Source organism: Streptomyces sp. NPDC005878 (genome assembly GCF_040629815.1).
In the GTDB taxonomy this organism is placed as follows: Bacteria; Actinomycetota; Actinomycetes; order Streptomycetales; family Streptomycetaceae; genus Streptomyces.
Genome location: NZ_JBEXWK010000001.1, coordinates 153,553 through 176,992, shown reverse-complemented (window position 1 = coordinate 176,992; position 23,440 = coordinate 153,553). Strand labels below are relative to the sequence as shown.

15 protein-coding genes are annotated in these 23,440 nt (G+C 74.5%); 3 read left to right on the top strand and 12 right to left on the bottom strand.

The window, feature by feature from the left end:
* Positions 1–95: 95 nt before the first annotated feature.
* The 8 genes from ABZ404_RS00860 to paaA form a co-directional block, all read right to left on the bottom strand.
* Positions 96–914, bottom strand: a complete 819-nt coding sequence (locus ABZ404_RS00860; protein ID WP_358834446.1) for an alpha/beta hydrolase — start codon at positions 912–914, stop codon at positions 96–98.
* Entirely contained in the window at positions 907–1,752 is an 846-nt protein-coding gene (locus ABZ404_RS00855; RefSeq protein WP_358834447.1) for a tryptophan 2,3-dioxygenase family protein, read from the bottom strand. Before ABZ404_RS00855 ends, ABZ404_RS00860 begins: the two co-directional genes overlap by 8 nt.
* Before the next feature lie 32 nt (positions 1,753–1,784).
* Complete coding sequence (locus tag ABZ404_RS00850; RefSeq protein ID WP_358834448.1) at positions 1,785–2,567, bottom strand: SDR family oxidoreductase; 783 nt, start codon at positions 2,565–2,567, stop codon at positions 1,785–1,787.
* A 97-nt stretch (positions 2,568–2,664) separates the two neighbouring features.
* Positions 2,665–3,762: a 2Fe-2S iron-sulfur cluster-binding protein gene (locus ABZ404_RS00845; RefSeq protein ID WP_358834449.1), complete on the bottom strand. Its 1,098-nt coding sequence runs from the start codon at positions 3,760–3,762 to the stop codon at positions 2,665–2,667.
* Positions 3,763–3,789: 27 nt separating this feature from the next.
* The gene (gene paaD / locus ABZ404_RS00840; RefSeq protein ID WP_358834456.1) at positions 3,790–4,287 is read right to left on the bottom strand and encodes a 1,2-phenylacetyl-CoA epoxidase subunit PaaD; all 498 of its coding nucleotides are present in this window, start codon (positions 4,285–4,287) and stop codon (positions 3,790–3,792) included.
* The gene (paaC, locus tag ABZ404_RS00835; RefSeq protein ID WP_358834450.1) at positions 4,281–5,054 is read right to left on the bottom strand and encodes a 1,2-phenylacetyl-CoA epoxidase subunit PaaC; all 774 of its coding nucleotides are present in this window, start codon (positions 5,052–5,054) and stop codon (positions 4,281–4,283) included. Before paaC ends, paaD begins: the two co-directional genes overlap by 7 nt.
* Positions 5,044–5,346, bottom strand: a complete 303-nt coding sequence (gene paaB / locus ABZ404_RS00830; protein WP_358834451.1) for a 1,2-phenylacetyl-CoA epoxidase subunit PaaB — start codon at positions 5,344–5,346, stop codon at positions 5,044–5,046. The genes paaC and paaB overlap by 11 nt, the downstream gene beginning before the upstream one ends.
* Complete coding sequence (paaA, locus tag ABZ404_RS00825) at positions 5,343–6,338, bottom strand: 1,2-phenylacetyl-CoA epoxidase subunit PaaA (RefSeq protein ID WP_358834452.1); 996 nt, start codon at positions 6,336–6,338, stop codon at positions 5,343–5,345. The genes paaB and paaA overlap by 4 nt, the downstream gene beginning before the upstream one ends.
* A gap of 193 nt (positions 6,339–6,531) precedes the next feature.
* Between paaA and ABZ404_RS00820 the strand changes: the two genes are divergently transcribed.
* Genes ABZ404_RS00820 through ABZ404_RS00810 form a run of 3 tightly spaced genes read left to right on the top strand, consistent with a single transcriptional unit; the run spans position 6,532 to position 9,105 of the window.
* The gene (locus ABZ404_RS00820; RefSeq protein WP_358834453.1) at positions 6,532–6,783 is read left to right on the top strand and encodes an acyl carrier protein; all 252 of its coding nucleotides are present in this window, start codon (positions 6,532–6,534) and stop codon (positions 6,781–6,783) included.
* The gene (locus ABZ404_RS00815) at positions 6,783–8,252 is read left to right on the top strand and encodes an AMP-binding protein (RefSeq protein WP_358834454.1); all 1,470 of its coding nucleotides are present in this window, start codon (positions 6,783–6,785) and stop codon (positions 8,250–8,252) included. The genes ABZ404_RS00820 and ABZ404_RS00815 overlap by 1 nt, the downstream gene beginning before the upstream one ends.
* Positions 8,245–9,105, top strand: coding sequence for a 4'-phosphopantetheinyl transferase superfamily protein (locus tag ABZ404_RS00810; protein WP_358989953.1), 861 nt, complete (start codon positions 8,245–8,247; stop codon positions 9,103–9,105). The genes ABZ404_RS00815 and ABZ404_RS00810 overlap by 8 nt, the downstream gene beginning before the upstream one ends.
* Here ABZ404_RS00810 and ccrA read toward each other — a convergent pair.
* Genes ccrA through ABZ404_RS00790 form a run of 4 tightly spaced genes read right to left on the bottom strand, consistent with a single transcriptional unit; the run spans position 9,089 to position 23,139 of the window.
* Positions 9,089–10,249, bottom strand: a complete 1,161-nt coding sequence (gene ccrA, locus ABZ404_RS00805) for a crotonyl-CoA carboxylase/reductase (protein ID WP_358836267.1) — start codon at positions 10,247–10,249, stop codon at positions 9,089–9,091. The two genes, ABZ404_RS00810 and ccrA, sit on opposite strands and share 17 nt — an antisense overlap.
* Positions 10,250–10,305: 56 nt before the next feature.
* Positions 10,306–10,521, bottom strand: a complete 216-nt coding sequence (locus tag ABZ404_RS00800) for an MbtH family protein (protein ID WP_358836266.1) — start codon at positions 10,519–10,521, stop codon at positions 10,306–10,308.
* A gap of 53 nt (positions 10,522–10,574) precedes the next feature.
* The gene (locus ABZ404_RS00795) at positions 10,575–14,375 is read right to left on the bottom strand and encodes a beta-ketoacyl synthase N-terminal-like domain-containing protein (protein ID WP_358836265.1); all 3,801 of its coding nucleotides are present in this window, start codon (positions 14,373–14,375) and stop codon (positions 10,575–10,577) included.
* On the bottom strand, positions 14,368–23,139 hold the full coding sequence (locus tag ABZ404_RS00790; RefSeq protein WP_358989949.1) for an amino acid adenylation domain-containing protein: 8,772 nt from the start codon (positions 23,137–23,139) through the stop codon (positions 14,368–14,370). The genes ABZ404_RS00795 and ABZ404_RS00790 overlap by 8 nt, the downstream gene beginning before the upstream one ends.
* Positions 23,140–23,440 lie beyond the last annotated feature (301 nt).

Below are 23,440 nucleotides of genomic sequence, written 5' to 3'. Positions count from 1 at the left end.
GTTCACCCCCTCCAGGGTAAACGCTTGTGCACCCCCGTGTCCCCGGTTCGGAAGCGGCCGGACACGCCGGACGGACAGCGCCACGGCCGGTGTGCTCAGCCGAACGCCGAAGCGAGCCGCCCCAGCGTCCCGATCACCGCGAGGGAAGCCTCGGAGCCCGGCTCGATGAGCGTGTAGTGCCCGGTCCCGGGCAGCACCACGAGCTCCGCGTCCCGGTGCGCCGCGATGTAGTCGGCGAACTGCCCCAGTGGCACCTCCTCGTCCACCTCCCCGTGCAGCACCACCGTCCGTACCCCGGTCGTCCCCGCGCCCCGCAGCAGCGTCAGCGGGTCGACCAGCGGCAGCCGCGCCTCGGCCTCTTCGGCGCCGCCCAGCAGTTGCAGTCCGGCGCCGTCGCTGAGGTCGTCGCGGATCGTGGCCGCCAGGTCCGTGAGCGGGGCGAGGCCCAGGACCGCCGTGGGGAGCCGGGTCGTGTACCAGGGCGAACTCTCGGGCAGCAGGCCGCGCGCCCCGGCCCACAGGGCGAGATGGCCGCCCGAGCAGTGGCCCGCCAGCACGAAAGGCCGGCCCTCGGGAATCGTGTCCACGGCGAGCGCGATGTCGTCGAAGGTCGCGGGATAGCCGCCCGCCCCGCCCGAGCGGCGGAAGCCCGGCAGGACCGTGGTGAACCCGTGCCGCGCGAGATGGGCCGCGAACGGGGTCAGATGCATCCGGTCGTAGCGCCAGTAGCCGCCGTGCAGCAGCATCACCAGTGGTGCCTCGGGATCCTCGGCCGGCCACAGGTCGTACACCTGGTGCGGATGCGCGCCGTACTTCCGGTGGACGGGGGCCAGTACCGGGCGGATGCCCAGCACCCGGCGCTCCTCCTCCAGCGCAAACGCCGAGGGGCTCCGGCGCGCGGGTGTCTCAGACATGGCTGCGTGCCGTCCAGAGCTCGGGGAACACCGACCGGCGGGCGCGCTTCTCCAGCCACGCCACGCCCGGGGAGCCGCCGCTGCCCGCCTTGGCGCCCATCGCCCGGCGGGTCGCGAGCAGATGGTCGCTGCGCCAGCGCAGCACCAGCTCGGCGACCTCGGTGAGCTCCTCGCCCAGACGCACCAGCGGATCGTCCTGCGGCCCCGCGTAGATCTGCCGCCACACCTCCTCGACCCAGGAGTCCGGCTCGTACGCCTCGGTCACGTCCCGCTCCACCACGTGCTCCGGCACGGGCAGACCCCGCCGGTAGAGGAAGCGCAGCACCTCGTCGTAGAGCGACGGCTCGGACAGCGCCTGCTCCAGCTCGGCGTAGACGGCCGGGTGCCCCCGGTGCGCCTGCACCATGGAGCGGGACTTGTCGGCGAGCAGGAACTCCATGTGCCGGTACATCGCCGACTGGAACCCGGAGGCCTCGCCGAACGCGGCGCGGAACCCGTTGAACTGCGCCGGGGTCAGCGCCGCCAGCGGCGTCCAGGAGTCGTTGAGCGCCCGGTGCGAGCGGCGGCTGCGGCGCAGCGCGTCCATGGCCTGCTCCAGATCGTCCTTGAGCAGCGCGTCCCGGGCCGTGCGCCACTCGTACACGATGAGGGTGAACCACAGCTCCATCACCTGGGTGGTGACGATGAACGCCATCTCGCCCGGGTCGTGGGAGAGCGGCCGCTGGAGGGAGGACAGCAGCGAGGCGTGGATGTAGTCCTCGTACGGCGTCGTCCCCTCGAACCGCACCTGGGGCGCGTCGGCCGGGGGCGGGGCGGGGGCGCTGGTCTGCTCGGTCATGGGTCTCCGTAGGTCGTGGGCGGGCCGGGCGGTCAGGCCGGCATTCCGATGTGCGCGCCCCCGGTCGCGTCCAGCCACTGGCCGGTGACCCAGCGCGCGTCGTCGCTCGCCACGAACGCCACCACGTCGGCGATGTCCGAGGGGCGGCCGATCCGGTTGAAGACGGAGGCGGCGGCGTACGCGTTCAGCACCTCGGGCACCTTCAGCGTCGGGTTGATCTCGGTGTAGGTGAAGCCGGGTGCCACCGCGTTGACGGTGATCCCCCGCGGGCCCAGCTCGGGGGCGAGGGCCAGGGTCAGGGTGTCGAGCGCGCCCTTGGTCATCGCGTACGCGGAGATGTTCGGCATGGCGATCCGGGTGACGCCGGAGGAGATGGTGATGATCCGGCCGCCGTCGCGCAGCCGGCCGAGCCCCTGCTGGATCACGAAGAAGGGGGCCTTGACGTTGACGGCGAAGAGCCGGTCGTACTCCTCCTCGCTCACGTCCGAGATCCGCTTCGGCAGGGTGATGCCGGCGTTGTTGACGAGGATGTCCAGACCGGGCCGGGCGCCGTACTCGGAGAGCCCCTTGTCGAAGGCGGTCCACAGGGCCTCGGCGTCGCCGGGCACGCCGAGTTCGGCGCGGAGCGCGAACGCCCGGCCCCCCGCCGCCTCGATCTCGGCGACGGCCTCCTCGGCCGTCTCGGTGCGGTACCCGTAGTGGACGGCCACCAGGGCGCCCTCGGCGGCGAGCCGCAGCGAGATCGCCCGGCCGATCCCGCGGCTGCCGCCGGTCACCAGCGCCGTCCGGCCGCTCAGCCTGCCCGTACTGGTCATGCTCCACACTCCTGTGATCTCGGGGGCCGCGCGGTTCGTCGCGGCGGCCGGGGAAACGGCCCTGCGTGTGCGGGGCGCGGGCGCCGGGGCGGCCCTCTCAGGCGTCGAAGTCGAGCGCGATCTCGTCCGACTCCGGCCGGGCCCGGCAGGGCAGCGTGTAACCGGCGGCCAACTCCGCCGGGCCGAGCGCGTACTGACGGTCCATCACCGCACTGCCCCGGACCACCTTGGCGCGGCAGCTGCCGCACAGGCCGTCGCGGCAGGAGTACGGGGTCTCGGGCCGGGCCCGCAGGACCGCGTCCAGCACCACCCGGTCCTCGGGCCGCATCACCGTCTCGGTGGTACGGCCGGCCAGCCGGGCCGAGATGAGACCGGTGCGGCCCAGCGGCTCGGGCGGGGGAGCGGGCGGCAGGCCGCCGCCGGTGGAGAAGAGCTCGAAGCGCACCCGCGCCTCGTCCGCGCCCCACGCGGCGAGCGCCTCACGGACGGTCTCCACCAGCCCCCACGGCCCGCACAGGTAGAAGTGGGTGCGCGGGTCGGGCTCGGCGCCCAGCAGGGCGAGGAGCCGGGGCAGCCGGGCCGCGTCGATCCGTCCCGACAGCAGCTCGCTCTCGCGCTCCTCGCGGGAGAGCACGTGCAGGGCGAAGAACCGGCCGACGTGGGCGTCCTTGAGGTCGGTCAGCTCGTCCGCGAGGAGCACCGACTGGGCGCTGCGGCTGGCGTACACCAGCGAGACCCGGCAGGCGGGGTCCTGGCGCAGGGCCGCGGCCGCCATGCTCAGCAGGGGAGTGATCCCGCTGCCGCCCGCCACCAGCACGTGGTGCGCGCCGGGCACGTTTGCCAGCCGGAAGTCGCCCGTGGGCGGGCCGAGTTCGAGGGTGTCGCCGACGGCGAGGTCCGTGGTGGCGTACTCGGCGAAGCCGTCCGCGCCCAGGCGCTTGACCACGATCCGCAGACCCGCCGGATCGCGGGGCGGCAGACAGACCGAGTAGCTGCGCCGCAGCTCCCGCCCCTCGGGCCGGTGCCGGACGACCACGTGCTGGCCGGCGCGGTGCGCGAAGACCTCCGTGAGCGGGCCGGGCACGGCCAGGCTGATCGCCACCGACTCCTCGCCCACCGCCTCCACCGCGGTGACCGGCAGCCGGTACCAGCCGGTCGCCCGGCGCGCGGCCACCGGGGCGCCGTCAGTCGTCACTGGCGTCACTGTCGTCATGATGGCGCGTCACATCGCCTTCAGATGCGCGAAGGTCTCCCGGCACGCGGTGCACACCAGGACGGCTTGGCAGCGGGTCGCCCCGAACGGGCTCTGCGGCCGGGTCGCCACCGAGCCGCAGTGCGGGCAGGGCACGCCCGTACCGAGCCGGACCGACAGGGGGGCCCGCGCGGAGCCGGGCGGCACGATGCCGTGCTCGGAGAGCTTGCGGCGGCCCTCTGCGGTGATCCAGTCGGTGGTCCAGGCGGGCGAGAGCACCTGACGCACCCGGGCGTCGGGGTGGCCGCTCTCGGTGAGCACGGCCCGGATCCCGGCCTCGATCTCGGGCATGGCGGGGCAGCCGAGGTAGGTCGGGGTGATGACGACCTCCAGGGCGCCGTCGTCCGCCGCCGCGACCGCGCGGATGACCCCGAGGTCGGCCAGCGTGATCATGGGGAGTTCGGGGTCGGGCACGGTGTTCACCCGGGCCCGCACCTCGTCGGCGTCCAGCCGCGCGGTACTCACCAGGTGCCTCCCGGGTACTGGAGGCGCACGGACCGGAACTCGGCCATCAGCGGCGCGAACTCCTCGGTGTGCAGCCCGTCCCGGCCGCCCGTCGCCCGCCATGACGCAGTGGGCACCGTGAGGCGCGCGTCGTCGAGGACGGCGGTCACACCGCGTTCCCACTCCTCGCGCAGCCGCGCCGGGGCGACGGCGGTCCCGTCCGCGTCCAGCCGCTCCACCAGGTCGTCCGCCGCGAAGAGTTCGTCCACGTACGGCCACACCAGGTCCAGCCCGGCCCGCATCCGGCGACGGCTCTCCGCGGTGCCCCGGCCCAGGCGGACCGTCCACTGGTCGGCGTGCATCCGGTGGTACTCCGCCTCACGGGCGGCGCGGGCACCGAAGGCCGCCAGGGTGTCGTCGCGGGACTTCTCCAGCGCGCTCCACAGCAGCGTGCTGTAGTGCGCGTACACCAGCTGGCGGGCGACCGTCACCGCGAAGTCGGCGGGCGCCAGCTCCGTCAGGAGGACGTTGCGGAACTCGCGATCGGTGCGCTGGTAGGCCAGTTCGTCCTCGCCGCGGCCGGTGCCGTCGAGGCGGCCGCTGTACGCGAGCAGGGTGCGGGCGTGGCCGAGCAGGTCGAGCGCGATGTTGGCGAGCGCCAGGTCCTCCTCGATGGTGGGGGCCCGGGTCACCAGGGAGCACAGCCGCTGGCACAGCACCAGCGCGTCGTCACCGAGCCGCAGGACGTAGGCGGCGAGGTCCGCGTCCGTACGGGAGGGCTCAGCCGTCATGGCCGCTCTCCTCGTTCAGCGGGATGTAGTGCTCGGGGTAGCGGTACGGCTTGTGGGCGGCGTTGCTGAAGAACGGGTCCTTCTCGCTCGGCGAGGCGGCGTGCACCGCGTCGGAGCGCACCACCCACACCGACACCGTCTCGCCCCGGCGCGTGTACAGGTCACGGGCGTTGGCGAGCGCCATGTCGGCGTCGGCGCCGTGCACCGAGCCCACGTGCTGGTGGGCCAGGCCCCGGCGCGGCCGGATGAACACCTCCCACGGCGTCAGCCCCCGTGCGGACCGCTCGCTCATGCCACGTGCCTTTCCTCGTCGTCGCCGTCCGTCCCGTCGGCCAGGCCCGCCGCGTAGGCGTCGACGGCCTCGCGGACCCAGGCGCCGTCCTCGTGCGCCGCCACCCGGTGGGCGAGCCGCCGGCGACTGCACTGCGAGCCGTCGCCGAGGGCGCCGCGGAACAACTGCCAGTCGATGGGGCTGAAGTCGTAGTGCCCCCGCTCCTCGTTCCAGCGGATCGCCGGATCGGGCAGGGTCACCCCCATCCGCTCCGCCTGCGGCACCACGTTGTCGACGAACCGCTGGCGCAGCTCGTCGTTGGTGTGCCGCTTGATGCCCCAGGCCATCGACCGCTGCGAGACGGCGGCGCCCATGGCGGCGGTGCGGTCGTCCGCGCCGCCCGCCACCGTGTCCGGCGGCCCGAACATCAGGGCCACGGCCGGCAGCCACCAGCGGTCGACCGCGTCCTGTGCCATCTGCTTCTGCTCGGGCGTCCCCCGGCACAGCGACCACAGCACGTCGTAGCCCTGGCGGACGTGGAACGCCTCCTCCTGGCACACCCGGCGCATCGCCCGCGCGTACGGCCCGTACGAGGTGTGGCACAGCGGGGCCTGGTTGACGACGGCCGCGCCGTCCGTGAGCCAGGCGATGGCACCGGTGTCGGCCCAGGTCAGGGCGGGGTGGTTGAAGGTGGCCGCGTACCGCTGGTGGCCGCTGTGCAGCGCGTCGAGGAGCTCGGCGCGCGACACCCCGAGGGTCTCCGCCGCCGAGTAGAGGTAGAGCCCGTGGCCCGCCTCGTCCTGCACCTTCGCCAGCAGACTGGCCTTGCGGTGCAGTGAGGGGGCCCGGGTGAGCCAGGAGCCCTCGGGCTGCATACCGATGATCTCGGAGTGCGCGTGCTGGGAGATCTGCCGGATCAGCATCCGCCGGTAGCCGTCGGGCATCCAGTCCCGGGGCTCGATCTGCTCCCCGGCCGCGAGCAGCGCCTCGAAGTGCGCGTTGAGCTGCTCCACGCCGTCGACCACCCCTTCGTCCCGTACCGCCGCGGTGGCGGTGCCTTCACAGAAGGAAGAGGCCGGGCCCGGGGCGCCCAATCCCCGGGCACATGCCGTCGGCCCGTGACGAAGGTCACGCGGGGGCGGGGGAGTGCGCGGGACCGGCCGCGCCTCTCTCTTCGGTAGTCCGTGCAACGAGAGGGGTACGCCCATGAGCACCATCAGGACGATGCTGGTCGAGCTGACCGGCACACCGGAGTTCGCCGAGGCCATCGGCGACGACGAGGACCTCAGCGCCAGCGGGATCGACTCCGGCGACCTCGTCCGGCTGATCCTGCTCATCGAGCAGCGCACCGGCGTCGAGGTGACGGCCGAGGACATGGAGGGCCTGACCACCATCGCCGACTACGAGCGGTTCATCGCCGGCCGCGACGCCGCCACCCCGCAGCCGGGCGCCGCCTGATGTGGCTGACCCAGTTGGCGGAGCGCAACCGCCAGTGCTTCCCGGACCGGACGGCCCTGGTGGACGAGCACCGCTCCGTCACCTGGGCCCAGTTCCACGACCGCGGCATCGCCCTCGCGCACGGACTCGCCGGGCTCGGCATCCGGCCCGGCGACCGCGTCGCCGTGCTCTCCCTGGACCGCGTCGAGGTCCTGGAGACGTACTTCGCGCTCGCCCGTATCGGCGCGCTCTTCGTCCCCCTCAACCACAGCCTGACCCCGGCCGAGGTGACCGGGATCGTCGAACGCACCGGCGCCGTCGCGGTGATCGGCGAGGCGGCGCTGCTGGCCCGCCACCCGGACCTGCCGGTGCGCACCCGTATCCCGCTGGACGACGAGGCGTTCGCCGCGCTCGGCGCCGAGGGCGGACCGGCGCTCGACGACATCCCGGACGACGCCCCCGCGGCGATCCTGCACACCTCCGCGACGACCGGGCAGGCCAAGGGCGTCACCGTCGACCACGCCTCGTTCCGCGCCATCGCGCTCGGCTGGCTGGCCGTGGCCCGGCCCGACGACGCCATGGTGCTGGTCAACTGCTGCCCGCTCTACCACGGCAGCATGGTCGTCTCGCTGACCTACATGGCGGCTGGCGCGACCGTGGTCCTGATGCCCGGCTTCAAGCCGCAGACCGCGCTCGCCGCCATCGAGACCCACCGCGCCACCCACGTCTGGCTCGTCCCGCAGATGCTCCGCTTCCTGCTGCGCGCGAAGTCCGCCGAGACCACGGACCTCTCCACCCTGCGCGAGATCCTGTACGGAGCCGCGCCCATGCCGCCGGACATCTACGCCGAGGCCGTCGAACGGCTCGGCTGCGGCTTCCGCCAGGTGTACGGGATGACCGAGGTCGGCGGCCCGTTCGTCACGCTGGGCCCGGAGGAGCACCCGGCACCCGACGCGGTGCCCGAGGTGATCCCGGCCGGCCGGGTCGTCCCGGGGATGTCCGCGCGCGCCCTGGACGAGCGCGGCCAGGAGGTGGCGCCCGGCGCGATCGGGGAGATCTGGGTGCGCGGACCCGGGCTGATGCGCGGCTACTGGGGCGACGAGGCGGCCACGGCCGAGATCACCGTGGACGGCTGGATCCGCACCGGCGACCTCGGCCACATCGACCGGGACGGACTGATCCGGCTGATCGACCGCAGCAAGGACCTGATCATCCGGGCCGGCCAGAACGTCTACCCCTCGGAGATCGAGCGCGCCCTCCAGGCCCACCCGGCGGTACGCGACGCGGCGGTCGTCGGGGTGCCGGACGAGGACTTCGGCGAGGTCCCGCTGGCGTACGTCGTCGCCGAGGAGGGCACCGCGGCCGCCGAGTTGCAGACGCATCTCGCCCAGCGGCTCGCCTCGTACAAGCGCCCCCGGCGCATCGAGTTCATCGACCAGGTGCCGCGCAACCCGGCCGGGAAGATCATCAAGAAGCTGCTGCGTGCGTGAAGCCGCGGGGCGGCGCGAGGTGGTGGACCGGGCGCCGGGCGCCCGTACCACCCGGCCGCACCCGGCCTTCGGTGTCACCCGGCCGTACCCGGACTCAGGTGGCGTCCGGCCGGACCCGGACTCAGATGGCATCGGGCCGGACCCGGACCCCGGCCCGGCAGCCGCCGAGCACGCGCTGCTTCTGTTGCGTCCCGCCCTGCACGCCGAAGGGCTCTCGCTCGGCCTGGCACGGGCAGGCGAACCGCAAACGTGCCCGGCGGGGCCCGGGGAGCGTGAACTCGCCGCCGCCATGCCGCCGCCGCGCCGCCGTGACTTCCTGGCCGGACGCCTCGCCGCCCGCCGGGCGCTGGCCGGGCCCGGGCATCCCGTACCGGAGATCCTCCGCGACGGCAGACGGCCCCGGTTCCCCGCCGGGCGGGTGGGTTCGATCAGCCACTCCGGCGGCCTCGCCGTCGCGCTCGCCGCGTCCCTCACGCGCTTCCACGCCGTGGGGTGCGACCTCGAACTGCGCGAACTACCCCTGGAGAGCGCGCACATCGTGCTCGGGCCCGACGAGCGGACCTGGACGGACGGCACGTCCGCCCCGACGGCGGCGCGTCGGCTCCTCGCCGTGTTCTCGGCCAAGGAGGCGGCCTACAAGGCGTTCGCCGCCCTGCTGCCCGCCGGACAGGCACCGGCCACTCTGCTCGCGATCGAGGCACGTCCGGTGCCCGGCGGCTTCCGCGCCCGGCCGAGGGCACTGCCCGGCCATGTCCTCGACGTCCGGGTGCGCCGGGCCGGGCCCGGGGTGTTCAGCTGGGCCGCCGCCCCCGTGGTGCGGCGGCCCGACCAAACCGCTACTCCTTGGCGTTGACCAGGACCGCCATGTTCCCGGCCGGATGCTGGTTGTCGTGGATCAGCTGGTGGGCCTTGCCGATCTCCTCGAAGCCGAGGGTGAGCGACAGACACGGGTCGAGCAGCCCCTGGTCGATGAGCGTGGTGACCTCACGGGCCTCGCGCGCGTTGGAGACGTGGGAGCCCTGGAGCCGCTTCTGGCGCATCCACAGGAACCGCAGGTCCACGTCGCCGTTGTAGCCGGTGGTGCCGCCGCAGATGACGACCATGCCCGCGTTGTCGCACAGGTACATGGAGGTCGGGATGGTGTCGGCGCCCGAGTGCTCCAGGACGATCCTGGGCGCCCGGCGCTCACCCAGCACCTCCCAGAAGCGGCGGCCGAAGGCGCGCGCGCCCTTGAGCCACTGGGCCATGGCGTCGTCGTCGGAGGTGTCGGGCAGCCGGCCCCAGTGGTCGAAGTCGCGGCGGTTGATGTAGCCCTTGGCGCCCAGTTCCACGCAGTACTCGCCGCGTTCGTCGCTGGAGACGACCGCGATGGGGATGCCGCCGCGCTGCTTGACCAACTGGATCGCCATGCAGCCCAGGCCCCCCGCGCCGCCCCAGATCAGCACGACGTCGCCGGGGCGGACGGTGTGCGGCTCCCAGCCGAAGAGCTGGCGGTAGGCGGTGGCGGCGGTCGCCATGTAGCAGGCGGCCTCCGCCCAGGAGAGCCGCTTCGGCTTGGGGTGGCACTGGTACTCGTCGACGACCGCGAACTGCGCGAACGACCCGTAGTTCTCCTCGTAGCCCCACACGCTCTGCGAGGCGGAGGTGCAGGGGTCGGCGCCGAGCCGGATGTCCTCGGCGCTCTCGTCCCACACACTGGCCAGCAGCACGATCTCGTCGCCGGGCTTCAGGCGTACGCCCTCGCCGACCGCCCAGACGACGCCGGACGCGTCGGAGCCGCCGATGTGGAAGTCCTCCACCGCGCCGCGCTTCTGCCGGGCGGCTATGACGTCGACCGGGTCACCGAGCGAGGCCCACACGTTGTTGTAGTTGACGCCCGCCGCCATCACCTTGATGAGCACCTGGCCGCGCCCGACCGGGGGCACGTCCACGACCTCGGTACGGAAGGCGTCGATGGGCTGCCCGTAGCGCTCGGGCCGGATGAGCGAGGCGTACATGCGCTTGGGCGCCTCGCCGAGCGGCGGCGCGTCACCGAGTTCGTACAGGTCCTGGGTCACGAGAGGGCTCCTGAGGGGGTAGCGGGGGACGGGTGGGCGTGGGCCCGCGCCAGGCGGGCGAGGCAGACGCCGTGGGCCGCGGCGGGGCCGGTGGCCTCCCAGCCGGCCGGTACGGCGGCGAACGCGGGCCACAGGGAGTGCTCTCCCGCCGCGTTGACGAGCACCAGGTGCGACGGCTCGTCGTCGTCGCCGGGGTCGAACGGACTGGGCACGGCTGCTCCCTTCGGTGCCGCACAGCCGGGTGTGCGGCGCGGTGTGCGGGGGGTCATCCGGCGGCGGGCCGCAGGGCGGCGGCCAGGACCGCACCGATCCGGGCCATCGGCTCCGGCTCGGTCATCTCGTAGTGGCCGCAGGGCACGGCGTGGTCGGTGAGGACGCCGCTCACGTACGGGCGCCAGCCGTCGGCCTTCCCGGCCGCCAGGGAGACGTCGGCCGGGTCGGCGGCACCCGCGCCCTCGGTGGCGCTGAAGAAGAGCACGTCGCCCCGGAACACCTCGGGGGCGAAGCCGCTCGCGACGGCGAGGTTGTTGCGCATCACCCGGGCGATGGCGAGCGCCTCCTCGCGGGTCACCGGCGAGGGGCCGCGCTCCGCGCCGTCCTCGCCGATCAGCCGGACCACCTCGTCGACGTCCGCACCGCCCTCGGGCATCTCCACGCCCGCGACCCGGACGAGCAGGGACGCCACCTGGCGCTCGGTCGCGGCCGGGTCGGCGGGCTCGTCCCCGGTCAGCGGCGCGTCCAGCATCGCCAGCAACTCGACGTCCTCGCCCTGCCGTTGCAGGGCGGTGGCCATCGCGTGGGCGACGAAGCCGCCGTAGGACCAGCCCATCAGCCGGTACGGGCCGCGCGGCTGCACCTCGCGCAGCCGGGCGAGGTAGGAGTCGACCATCTCCTTGGCGTCGGCGGCCGGCTCCAGCGTGCCGTCCAGGCCGTGCGCCTGGAGCCCGTACACCGGCTGGCGGGACCCGAGATGGGGCAGCAGCCCGGTGTAGCGCCAGGCGATGCCCGCGCCCGGGTGCACACAGAACAGCGGGCGCTGGTCGCCGTCGGCGCGCAGCGGCAGCAGCGGCGCGAACGCGTCCCGCCCGGCGGCGCCCGCGCGCCCGGCGAGCGCCACGAGCCCGGCGATGGTGGGCGCGGACAGGAACGCGGCGGCCGGGACGTCGAGGACGCCCTCGGTACGCATCCGTCCGGCCAGCATCACGGCGCGCATCGAGTCGCCGCCCAGGTCGAAATAGTTGTCGTGGACGCCGATGCCCTCGATGCCCAGGGCCTCCTCCCAGCACGCGGCCACGGCGCGCTCCTGGGGGGTGCGGGGCGCCGCGTACGCGGTGGTCAGATACGGCCGGGGCGCGCGGCCGGCGCCGTCCGTCCCGTCCGTCCCGTCGTCCCCGGCGGTGGGCGCCTTGGCGCCGGGTGCGTCGATCCAGTGGCGGCGCCGGTCGAAGGCGTACCCCGGCAGCGGCACCCGGCGCGGTTCGCGCGCCTCGCCGGGGCCGGTGATGTCGGCGGGCACGCCCGCGCTCCACAGCCGGCCCAGCGCCTCCGCGAAGACCTGCCCGTCGGGGCTCGCGGCCTTGGCGTGGCGCATGGTGGGCACCGTGGTCACGGGGGCGTCCGCGAGCCGGGCCGCGGCCAGCTTGGCGAGGCTGTCGCCGGGGCCGATCTCGACGAACAGCGGGTTGCCGCGCTCCCACAGCGCGGCGATGCCGTCCGCGAAGCGGACCGTGCGGCGGGTGTGGTCGAGCCAGTGCCCGACACTCGTCGCCTGCTCGTCGGTGACCCAGGTCCCGGTGACGTTGGTGACGTACGGGACGGTGGGCGCCCGCAGGGCCACGGTCCGCAGGAGGTCCGCGAAGCCCGGCAGGATCGGGTCCAGGACGTGGGAGTGCGCGGCCGCCGGCATCCGCAGCCGGCGGAAGGCGACCTCGTCCGCGAGCAGCCGCGCCTCCAGCGCCGCCACCGCCTCCGCGCGCCCCGCGACCGTACAGGCGGCCGGGCCGTTGACGGCGGCCAGTGACAGGTCGTCGGTGAGGTAGCCGCGCAGGGCCTCCTCGCCCAGGGCCACACCGACGGTGGCGCCTCCGGCCGAGCTGATCAGCCGGATCCGCTCGGCGGCGAGCGGCAGCATCTCCTCCAGGGTCATCACCCCGGCGAGGGTCGCCGCGGTGTACTCGCCCAGCGAGTGCCCGATGAACGCGGCCGGCCGGACACCGTGCTCCATCAGCGCGGTGGCCAGGGCGTATTCGGTGACCACCAGGGCCAGGAAGGCGTCGATGCCGCCGGGTTCGGTGTGCTCGTACAGCGCGGTGCGCAGATCGCGGCCGGTCGCGGGGCGCAGGATGTCGGCGCAGTGGTCGACGGCGTCCCGGTAGACGGGGAGTTCGCGGTAGAGCCCGGCGCCCATGCCGGTGTACTGGGTGCCGCCGCCGGGCAGCAGGAAGGCCACCGGCGGCGCCTCCTCGCCGCGCACCTCGGCCGGGGCCTGGAGGGGGTGCAGCAGGATCCGCGCGGCCTCCTCGGCGCTCCGCGCGGCCACCGCGGCCCGGTGGGGCATGGCGGGGCGGTCGGTGCGCAGGGTGTGGGCGACGTCGGCGAGGTCGAGGCCGGGGTGCGCGGTGAGGTGGCGTCCGAGTTTCGCCGCCTGGCCGCGCAGGGCCCCCGTGGTGCGGGCGGAGAGCGGCAGGACGTGCCACCGCTCGCCGTCCCCCTGGCGCGGGGCCGGGGCGGGTGCGGCGGGCGGGGCCTCCTCCACGATCACATGGGCGTTGGTGCCGCCGACGCCGAAGGCGCTGACGGCGGCCCGGCGCGGCGCCGCCCCCGCGTCCCACTCCTCCAGCGCCGTCGGCACCCGGAACGGGCTCGCCGCGAAGTCGATCAGCGGGTTGGGCCGCTCGGCGTGGAGGGTCGGCGGTATCTGCCCGTGTTCGAGCGCCAGCACGACCTTGATGAAGCCGGCGATCCCGGCGGCGGCGCCCAGATGCCCGATGTTGCTCTTGACCGACCCCAGGGCGCAGAACCCCTCGCGGTCGCTGCTCTCGCGGAACGCCCGGGTCAGCGCGGCCACTTCGATCGGGTCGCCGATCCTGGTGGCGGTGCCGTGGGCCTCCACGTAGCCGATCGAGCCGGCGTCGACACCCGCGGCGACCTGGGCGGCGAGGACGGCCTCCGTCTGGCCCTCGGTGCTGGGGGCGGTGAACCCGACCTTGCGGCGGCCGTCGTTGTTGATGGCCGAGCCCCGCACCACCGCCCGGATGCGGTCCCCGTCGGCGAGGGCGTCCTCCAGGCGCTTGAGGACGACCATGCCGACGCCGTCGCCCGAGGAGGTGCCCGCCGCGTCGGCGGCGAACGCCCGGCAGCGGCCGTCCGGCGAGAACGGCCCGTCGGGCACGTGCCGGTAGCCGAGCAGCGCCGACGGGTTGAGCGAGGCGGCCCCCGCCAGGGCGACGTCGCAGCGGTAGTCGATCAGGTCCTGGCAGGCGGTGTGGATCGCGACGAGGGCGGTGGAGCACGCCGTCTGGAGGGAGAGGCTGGGCCCGGTCAGCCCCAGTTCGTAGGAGATACGGGTGGCCAGGGTGCCCAGCGAGTTGCTGGTGGCCGCGTGGACCAGGGCCACCGACGCGCTCTGCCCGGCGAAGCGCGGGTGGACGTGCCCGGGGTAGTAGCGGCTGTCGCCCGCTCCCGCGTACACCCCCACCTGGAGGTCGCCGTGCCCGCCCGCGTATCCCGCCTCCTCCAGCGCGTGGTAGGCGCACTCCAGCAGGAGGCGCTGCTGCGGGTCGACGACCTCGGCCTCGGCCGGGCTGTAGCCGAAGAAGGCGGAGTCGAAGCGGTCGATGCCCTCGACCACCGAGGCCATCCGCACCAGATCGGGGTCGGACAGGTGCGCGGGGTCGCCGCCCGCCGCGAGGAACTCCTCGTCGGTGACGGGCCGGATCGACTCCCGGCCGGCCGCCAGGTTCTCCCAGAACTCCTCGACCGTGTCGGCGCCGGGGAAGCGTGCCGCCATGGCGACGACCGCGACCGCCGTCCCGGGCCCGTACTCCGGCCGGTCTGTCTCATCCATCGTTGCGGGGTCCTTCGTGCTCGGTGTGCGGGGTGTTCGGGGCGGGACGGCGGGCGGCACGGGCGGCACGCTGGCGCTCGGCCCGCTGCCGTACGCGGTCGAGTCCGGTGGGCGGGGCGCTGTCCGCCGCCGTCGGTGCGGCCTGCGGCGCGGCGCCACCGACGCCGAGGGCGGTGAGGTGGCGGGCCAGGGCCCGGACGCTGGGGTGGCTGAACAGGTCGACCACGCTCAGCTCGCAGCCCAGCTCCTCGTTGACCGCGCCCTGGGCGCGGACCAGGAGCAGGGAGTGGCCGCCGAGGTCGAAGAAGTTCTCCTCGACGCCGACCCGGTCGCGCTCCAGGACACGGCACCAGATGGCGCTCAGGACCTTCTCCAGCCGGCGCAGCCCCTCGGCCGTGTCGTCGGCGGCCCCGGGTGCCTCGGTCCGTGACGAACCGGCCGCCCGCAGCACCCAGTTGCCTCTCGCGCCGGCCGCCTCGGCGCTCTTCCCGGCCGCCGTGTACAGCGCGCCGAGGTCCGCGTCGTCCTCCAGGGCCACCCGGCCCGCGAGGCGGTGCACCGGGCGCGGCGCCGCCCGGATGTGGCCGCGCACCCAGGGCAGCGACCGGTCGGTGCCGATCAGCAGGTGCGGCTCGTCCAGGGTGCGGGCCAGGTCGAAGGAGCGCAGGGCCGCGGAGGCGTCCAGGACGCGGTAACCGCGCGCCTCCGTCAGCGACTTGAGGCCGTACCCCTCACTCATGCCGAGCTCGTCCCACATGCTCCAGGCCAGGCTCTGCGCGTCCAGGCCGGCTCCGCGCCGATGGGCGGCGAGGGCGTCGAGGAACGCGTTGGCGGCGGCGTAGGAGCTGCTCATGGAGCCGCCGAAGAAGCCGTTGACCGAGGAGAACGAGACGAAGGAGCGGACGGAGCGCTCCTGGGCGAGGCGGTGCAGCGCCCAGCCGCCGGTGACCTTCGCGGCGAGCGCCGCACGCCACTCGTCCAGGGACAGGTCGGCCACCGCCCGCTGCTCGAAGCGGCCCGCCAGGTGCACGATCTGGCCGAGCGGGACGGACCAGGCCGAGGCCGCCTCGTCGACGACGGCGCGCAGCGCGTCCGGGTCGGTGATGTCGGCGCTCGCGTACCGCACCTCGCCCAGCTCGCGCAGGCTCCGGTACGTCTGGATGCGGCGGGCGAACGGACCGCCCTCGGCGAGGTGCTTGTCCCAGGCGTCCTCGTCGGGCAGTTGGGTGCGCCCGACCAGGAGCAGCCGGGTGCCGGGGGTCTTCAGCAGATGCTCGGCGAGACGTCCGGCGACCCCGCCAAGACCGCCGCTGAGCAGGCGGAACCCGTCGATAGCGGGTGCGGCGGCGCGCGGCAGCGGGTCGGGCAGGGGCGCCAGGCGGCGGATCCAGCGCTGCCCGTCGCGGAAGGCGACCTCGGCGTCGGCCACGGGAGCGGCGGCCTCCGCCACCAGCAGCCCGGCGCGCTCCCCGGGGCCGCCCTCGGGCGCCAGGTCCACCTGGACGGTGCTCAGCCAGGGCAGCTCCTCGCGCAGACTCTTGAGGAGCCCGCCGACGGCACCATGGGCGTAGGAGGGGCGCTCGTGCGCACCCACCGCCTGGCAGCCGGCGCCCACGACGTACAGGGCGACCCGGCGGCCATCCTCGTGACGGGTTGTCAGGGCCTGAGCCAGGCAGAGCAGGGCGTCGGCGCCGTCGCGCTGGGCCTCCAGCAGCTCGGCCGCGCTCTCCGGCTCACCGCTTGGGGCGCCGAGCGCGCCCAGGTGCAGGACGGTCTCCACGGGCCGGTCGTCCGCCGCGAGAGCGTCCAGCAGGCGCCCGTAGTCGTCGACTGCGTCCACGCGCACCCGGTAGGTGGCCGCGTCGCTCCGGGCGAACCCGGCCCCGGCGGTGACCACCGTGCACCGGCCGCCGCCCTCGCGCAGCAGGTCCGCGACGGCGGCCGCGACCTCGGCGGCCGGGGTGTGGCGCCCGGCCAACACCAAGGTGTGGCCGCCCGGCGCGGCCGGGGCGTGGACGCGCTCGGCGCGCTGCCACACCGGGCGCAGGAACCAGTCGGGCACGGTCGCGGTGCTGCCGAGCAGGATCTCCGAGGCCTGCGCGACCGGGTCGAACTCGCCCGCCTCGAACCGCTTGCGCAACTGGGTGCGCTGGATCTTGCCGATCTCCGTCTTGGGGATCACGGCCGCCTCGACCGGCATGAGATGCGCCGGGCTGATGCCGATCTCGCGGGTCACCTTGCCCCGGATCGCCCGCAGCGCCCGCTCGGTGTCCATGCCCTCCTCCAGGTGGAAGAAGAGCGCGAGCTCGTCGGTGCCCGCCGCCGGGTCGGTGCGCACCGCGCAGGCCGCGGTGAAACTCCTAACCACGAAGGGCAGTTCCTCGACGCACGTCTCGATCTCGTGACTGTAGTGGTTGACGCCGTTGACGATGATGACGTCCTTGGCGCGGCCGGTGATGTAGAGCTCGCCCGCCCGCAGGAAGGCCAGGTCACCGGTCTCGAACCAGCCCTCGGGGGTGAACGACTCGGCGTTCACCTTCGGGTTGTCGTGGTAGCCGGAGGTCACGGTGGTGCCGCGCACCTGGAGCCGGCCCGCGGTGCCCTCCGCGACGATACGGTCCTGGTCGTCCACGATCCGCATGGCGAAGCCCGGATAGGGCAGCCCGCAGCTGACGAACGCCTCCTCGCCGGGCAGCGGTTGCGCCGAGAGCACGGTGTCGGTGACCACCGACGACGTCTCGGACATGCCCCAGCACGGGTGCATGACGTCCTGCGGCAGCCCGAACGGCTTCATCACCTCCAGCCAGCGCCGGGCGGTGGCCGCGACGACGACCTCGCCCGCGTTCATCACCAGCCGCATCGGGGAGAGGTCCCAGGGCCGCCCGGACATCCGGTGCGCCTGCTCGCTGACCAGGCCGAAGGCGAAGTTGGGCGCCCAGGTGACGGTGGCCCGGTGCCGGTGCGCCAGGTCCATCCAGCGCAGCGGGTCCTCCAGGATCCAGGAGGTCGGCGCGTGCACCTGGCGGCAGCCGAGATACACGTCGCGCAGATGGAACATGACCACACCGGTGACGTGGTCCAGCGGGATCCAGTTGACCGAGACGTCGTGCTCGGTGAGGGAGTTGAGGGTGGCGGTCGCGGCGGCCCGGGTCAGCACGTTGCGGTGGCTGAGCCGGACCGCCTTGGGCAGCCCGGTGCTCCCCGAGGTCAGCAGCATCAGCACCACGTCGTCGGGCCGCGCGGGGTGCCAGTCCCCGTCGGGCGGTCCGGCCCGCAGCGCGTCGGTCGTGGTGAGCCGCAGCCCCTGCCACTCCCGGCGCCGCGCCAGGTCGCGCAGCCCCTCCTCACCGGAGGCGGAGGTGACCACCCAGGGGCGGTGCAGCATCTCCCACACGCCCTCCAGCTTCGCCACGGGCGCCGAGGCCGTCGCGTACGAGACGGGGACGGTCAGCGGTACGGTCACGAACCCGCCCAGGACGCAGCCCCACAGCGTGGCGAGGAAGTCCTCGGTGTCCTCGCACTGGAGGATCACCTGGTCACCGGGGCGCAGCCCGAGCTTCCGCAGGCCGCCGAGGACACGGGAGGCCTCCTCGATCAGCGAGGCGTAGCTGCGCCGGGTCTCGGTGCCGTCGGCCCGGACGTGGACGACCTCGGCGTGCGGGCCGCCCCCGGCCGCCCGCCGCAGCGCCTCGGCCCAGCCGCTCACCGTGGGCTCCGGCAGTTCGGGCCCTTCGCTGAGCGCGGGCACGGCGGTGGCGGCGCCGTCGCCCGGGGCGTGGGCGGGGGCGTCGGCGCGGGTACCGGAGGAGCCGATGTAGAGCCGGCCGATCGGCTCGGTGACCTCCTCCAGGGTCACGGTCGCCGCTTGCACACCGGGCAGCGCGGCCAGGCCGCGCTGCCACTCCTCGGCGGCCTCGGTGTCGATGAAGGGCAGTTTGCCGAGGGCGTCGGTGTCCAGGGTGCCGTCGGCGTGCCTGGGCAGATCGCTGACGGCGGTGATCCGGGGGCCGGTCCCGGAGTCCGCTCCGGGACGCCGCAGGGCGCGGGCCGCCTGTTCGACCGCGGCGGCCCGGGTGGGCACGGCGAACACGGCCGTCCGCCCGTCCGCTCCCGGCACGGCCACCGCGTCCCGCAGGTCACCCCGGTCGAGGAGGGCGCGCTCCAGCTCCGCCGTGCCGGACGCGGTGTCCGCCGCCTCCTCGGCCCGTACGACGGGCCCGGGGGCGGGCAGCGCACCCAGGCGCACCCCGGGGTCGTCCGCCACGGCGGTCAGGAGCGCGTGCAGGGCGTGGGCGGCGCGGTCCACGGTCGCGTGGTCGAACAGGTCGGCGGCGTACTCGATGTGGCAGGCGAGCCCGTCCGCGGACCCGTCCTCGGCGCGGTGCTCCACCACGTCCACGAACAGGTCGAACTTGGCGGTGCCGGTGGCGCTGGGCCGCAGCGGCGCCTCGTTGCCGCCGAGCCGCAGCACGGCCTCGGTGTTGTTCTGGAGGGCCAGCATGACCTGGAAGAGCGGGTGGCGGGCGGGGGTGCGGGGCGGGTTGAGCTCCTCCACGAGCCGGTCGAAGGGCAGGTCCTGGTGGTCGTAGGCGGCGAGGTCGACGTCCCGTACCCGGGCGATCAGGTCGCGGAACTCCGGGTCGCCGGAGGTGTCGGTCCGCAGCACCAGCGAGGTGGCCATCAGGCCGATCAGGTCGTCGAGTGCCTCGTCGGCGCGTCCCGCGACGGGTGTGCCGATCGGGATGTCCGTGCCCGCGCCCCAACGGGTGAGCAGGGCGGCGAGGCCGCTTTGCAGCACCATGAACAGGCTCGCACCGCTCTCGTCGGCGAGCCGCAGCAGGGCGCGGTGCAGACCGGGGGAGACGTCGAGGGTGAGATGGGCGCCCCGGCGGGCCGGGGCCTGGGGGCGCGGCCGGTCCGTGGGCAGCGGTATCTCCACCGGCAGACCGTCGAGCGCCTCCTTCCAGAAGGCGAGCTGACGCTCCCTCAACCCGCCGTCGGCGTCCGTGCCTTCGAGCAGCGCGCGTTGCCAGAGAGTGTAGTCGGCGTACTGGACGGGAAGTTCGTCCCAGCCCGGGTCGCGGCCCTCGGCGCGGGCCGCGTACGCGGTGGACAGGTCCTCGGCCAGCGGGCGCAGCGACCAGCCGTCGGCCGCGCTGTGGTGCAGGACGACCACCAGCGTCCGGGCCGCCCCCGTCCCGTAGAGACCGGCCCACAGCGGCTGGTCCCGGGTCAGGTCGAAGCGGTGTCCGCGCGCCAGGGCGACATACGCCTCCACCTCCCGCGGGGGACAGTCCACCACGTGCAGCACGGGAAGCAGGGAGCCCGGCGGACGTATCTCCTGGCGCGGGGTGCCGCCGGTCTCCGGCAGCAGGGTGCGCAGGCTCTCGTGCCGGTCAGCGACATCGGCCAGCGCCGCGCGCAGCGCGTCCACGTCGACCTCCCGCTCCAGCGGGACCACCAGCGGAATGTTGTACGTGGCGGCGGCCCCGTCCAGCTGGTTGAGGAACCACATGCTCTGCTGGGTCGCGGAGAGCGGCAGCGGGTCCGGCCGCTCGGCGCGCACCAGCGGCGGCCTGAGGGCCGGGCCGCCCTCGGCGGGAACCCGGCCGGCGAGCGCCGCCGGGGTGGGCCGGGCGAAGAAGTCGGCCATGGAGACCTCGGCGCCGGTGGCCGCGCGCAGCCGGGTCATCAGCCGGGTGGCGAGCAGCGAGTGCCCGCCGAGGTCGAAGAAGTTGTCCTCGGCGCCGACCGTTCCCTCCGGCAGCCCCAGCAGCTCCTCGTACAGCCGGCACACCAGCGCCTGGGACCCGGAGGCCGGGGCCCGGCCGGTCGCCGCGGCCGCGAAGTCGGGGGCGGGCAGCGCCTTGGTGTCCAGCTTGCCGTTGGCGGTCAGCGGCAGCGCCTCCAGGACGACGCACGCGCTGGGCACCATGTGCTCGGGCAGCGACGCGGCCAGATGGGCCCGCAGCGCCGCCGGTTCGGGACGCGACCCCGGGGCGGGGACGGCGTACGCCACCAGGATCCGGTCGGCCGCTCCCTGCGACTCCCGGGCCACCACGGCGGCGCGGGCCACGTCCGGGTGGCCGACGAGCACGGCCTCGATCTCGCCGGGTTCGATGCGGAACCCGCGGATCTTCACCTGCTGGTCCGAGCGCCCCGCGTACTCCAGGGTGCCGTCGGGCGCGCGCCGGGCCAGGTCACCGGTGCGGTACATGCGCTCGCCCGGAGCGCCGAAGGGGTCGGCGACGAACCGTTCGGCGGTGAGTTCGGGGCGGCCCAGGTAGCCGAGGGCGAGTCCGGGGCCCGCCACGTACATCTCGCCCACCCGGCCCGGCACGACCGGCTGGAGGCAGTGGTCGAGGACGTATACGCGCAGGTCCGGAAGCGGGGTGCCGATCACACTGCGCCCGCGCGGGTCCTCGATCAGCTCTCGGGTGACACGGTGGTGGGTGACGTGCACGGTGGTCTCGGTGATCCCGTACATGTTGACCAGGACGGGCGAGGCGTCGCCGTGGCGCTCCAGCCAGGGGCGCAGATGCGCGGGCTCCAGGGCCTCGCCGCCGAACACCACGTAGCGCAGGGCGAGCGGGCCGTCCTCGTCGCCGGCCTCCCGGTCGGCCTCGATGAGCTGCTGGAAGGCGGAGGGCGTCTGGTTGAGGACGGTGACGCCCTCCTCGCGCAGCAGCCGCAGGAAGTCGCGCGGGGAGCGGCTGGTGGCGTACGGGACGACGACGAGCCGGCCGCCGTGCAGCAGCGGCCCCCAGATCTCCCAGACGGAGAAGTCGAAGGCGTACGAGTGGAAGAGGGTCCACACGTCGTCCGGGCCGAAGGCGAAGTGGCCGGCGGAGGTCTCGAAGAGCCGCACGACGTTGGAGTGCGGGATCACCACGCCCTTGGGGCGGCCGGTGGAGCCGGAGGTGTGGATGATGTACGCCGGGGCGCCGGGGGTGAGCGGGGCGGCGCGTTCGGCGTCGGTGAGGTCGGTGTCCGGCCGCGCCGCCAGATGGCCTTCGAGAGCCGGTTCGCCGAGGACCAGGATGTCGGCGCCGGTCCCGGGAAGCGTCGGCGCGGTGGCCGCGTCGGTGACGAGCAGCGCGGGCGCGGCGTCGCGGGCCACCGCGCGGATGCGCTCGGCCGGGTAGCCGGGGTCCAGCGGCAGATACGCGGCGCCGGACTTGACCACCGCCAGCAGGGCGGTGACGAGCTCCAGGGAGCGGGGCAGCGCCAGGGCCACCACCTCGCCCGGCCCCGCGCCGCGCTCGACGAGGAGGCGGGCGAGCCGGTTGGCGCGGGCGTTGAGCCCGGCGTACGTGAGCGAGGCGCCCTCGCAGGTGACGGCCACGGCGTGCGGGGTGCGCGCCGCCCGGGCCTCGAAGCGGGCGGCCAGATCGGCGTCGGGCGCGGTGCGTATGGAATCGGCGGGGGCGTCGGCCCGGCCCTCACCGGGGAGCAGCAGGCTCGTGCGCGCGAGGGGCAGGGTGGCGTCGGCCTCGGCGAGCTGGTCGAGCAGGTGCAGCAACCGCCGCTGGTGGTCGTCGAGTTCGGCCTCGGTGTAGAGGGCGGGGTTGGCGTCGAAGGCGATCCACAGCCCTTCGCCGCCCGCGCCGGGCCGGACGTTGATCTGGAGGTCCTCGACGGCGCCGCCGGACAGGTGGTGCGAGGTGGTGCGGTGGCCGCCGAAGGGCGGTTCCTCGTCGAACGGGACGAGGTTGACGACCGGCCCGTACAACCGCCGTGCCCCGCCGACGAGTCTGAGGTCGCGGCGCAGGTCCTCGGCGCGGTACTGCTGGTGCCTGCGGACGTCGCGTAACCCGGCGGCGACCGCCTTGATGAGGTCCCCGGCCGTGGTGGCGGGGGTGACGGCCAGGCGCAGCGGCAGGATGTTGGACGCCGTGCCGGGTGTGCGCAGCGCCGTGGAGCCGAGCCGGCTCATGGTGGGCAGGCCCAGCACGATGTCCCGCTGTGCGGTGACCCGGTGCAGATAGGCGGCGACGGCCGCGACCACGAGGTCGTTGCGCGCCCCGCCCAGACGGGCCGCGGCGGCGGCCAGGCGCTCGGTGTCGGCGGCGGAGAGCAGGGTGGTACGGCGCAGGAAGGAGGCGGCGGGCGGTGCGGTGCCCTCGGTGAGCCCGGTGGCTCCCGGCGCGTCCGCGAACCGGCCGGTCCAGTGGGCACGGTCGCGTACGAACCGGTCGGAGGCGCGGTAGGCCGCCTCCTCGTCGAGCAGCCGGCTGACCGGGGCGAACGGACTCCGGGGCACCTCCCGGCCGTCCGCGAGCGCCGTGTAGACCTCGGAAAGACGGCGGGCGACGAGCTTGTAGCTGTAGCCGTCGAGGAGGATGTGGTGGGCCCGCAGGAACCAGAAGAAGCGGTCGGGGGCCACCGTGAAGAGGGCGTGGGTGAACAGCGGGCCCTCGCCGAGGTCGGCCGCCGTCGCCATGTCGGCGCGTATCCAGGCCTCGGCCGCCGCGCGCGGGTCGGCCTCACCGCTGACGTCCACCAGGTGCAGCGGCCAGTCGTCGTCCGCGGCCGGCGCGGAGCGGGGCCCGTCGGCGGTGTCGGTGAACCGCAGGGCGAAGGTGTCCGCCTCACCGACCGTGCGGCGCAGCGCGGTCTCGAAGAGCGCGGTGTCCACGGGGCCGTGGATCTCCACGTACTCGGCGGTGTTGTAGGCGGCGTTCGCGGGGTCGAGCCGCTGGGCGAACCAGAGTCCCTGCTGGGCCCCGGTCAGCGGGCTACTGGTGTCCTCCTGGACAGACATGGCACCAACCCTTATTAGGCGTCTTTGGCATTCTCGGCACGCGGAAGGAGCCGGCGGGCCCTTACCGGGAAGCCGCTGGGCAGGCGTGGACGATCCGCCCGCCGGAAGAGCGGAAATGGGCATGGGAACGAAAGGGGGAATGCGTCGCCGGAATACCGCTGCGGGTGCGGAACTCCGGTGAGAGCAGGCAGTGCCGTGACGGGGCGCGGCCTTCCTCGGAACAGCAACCCTGCATGAGGGGAAGTCGGCGGGTCAAGGGGATGATCTGGCCGGGCGTGTCTTCCGGTGAACCGGCAAAACC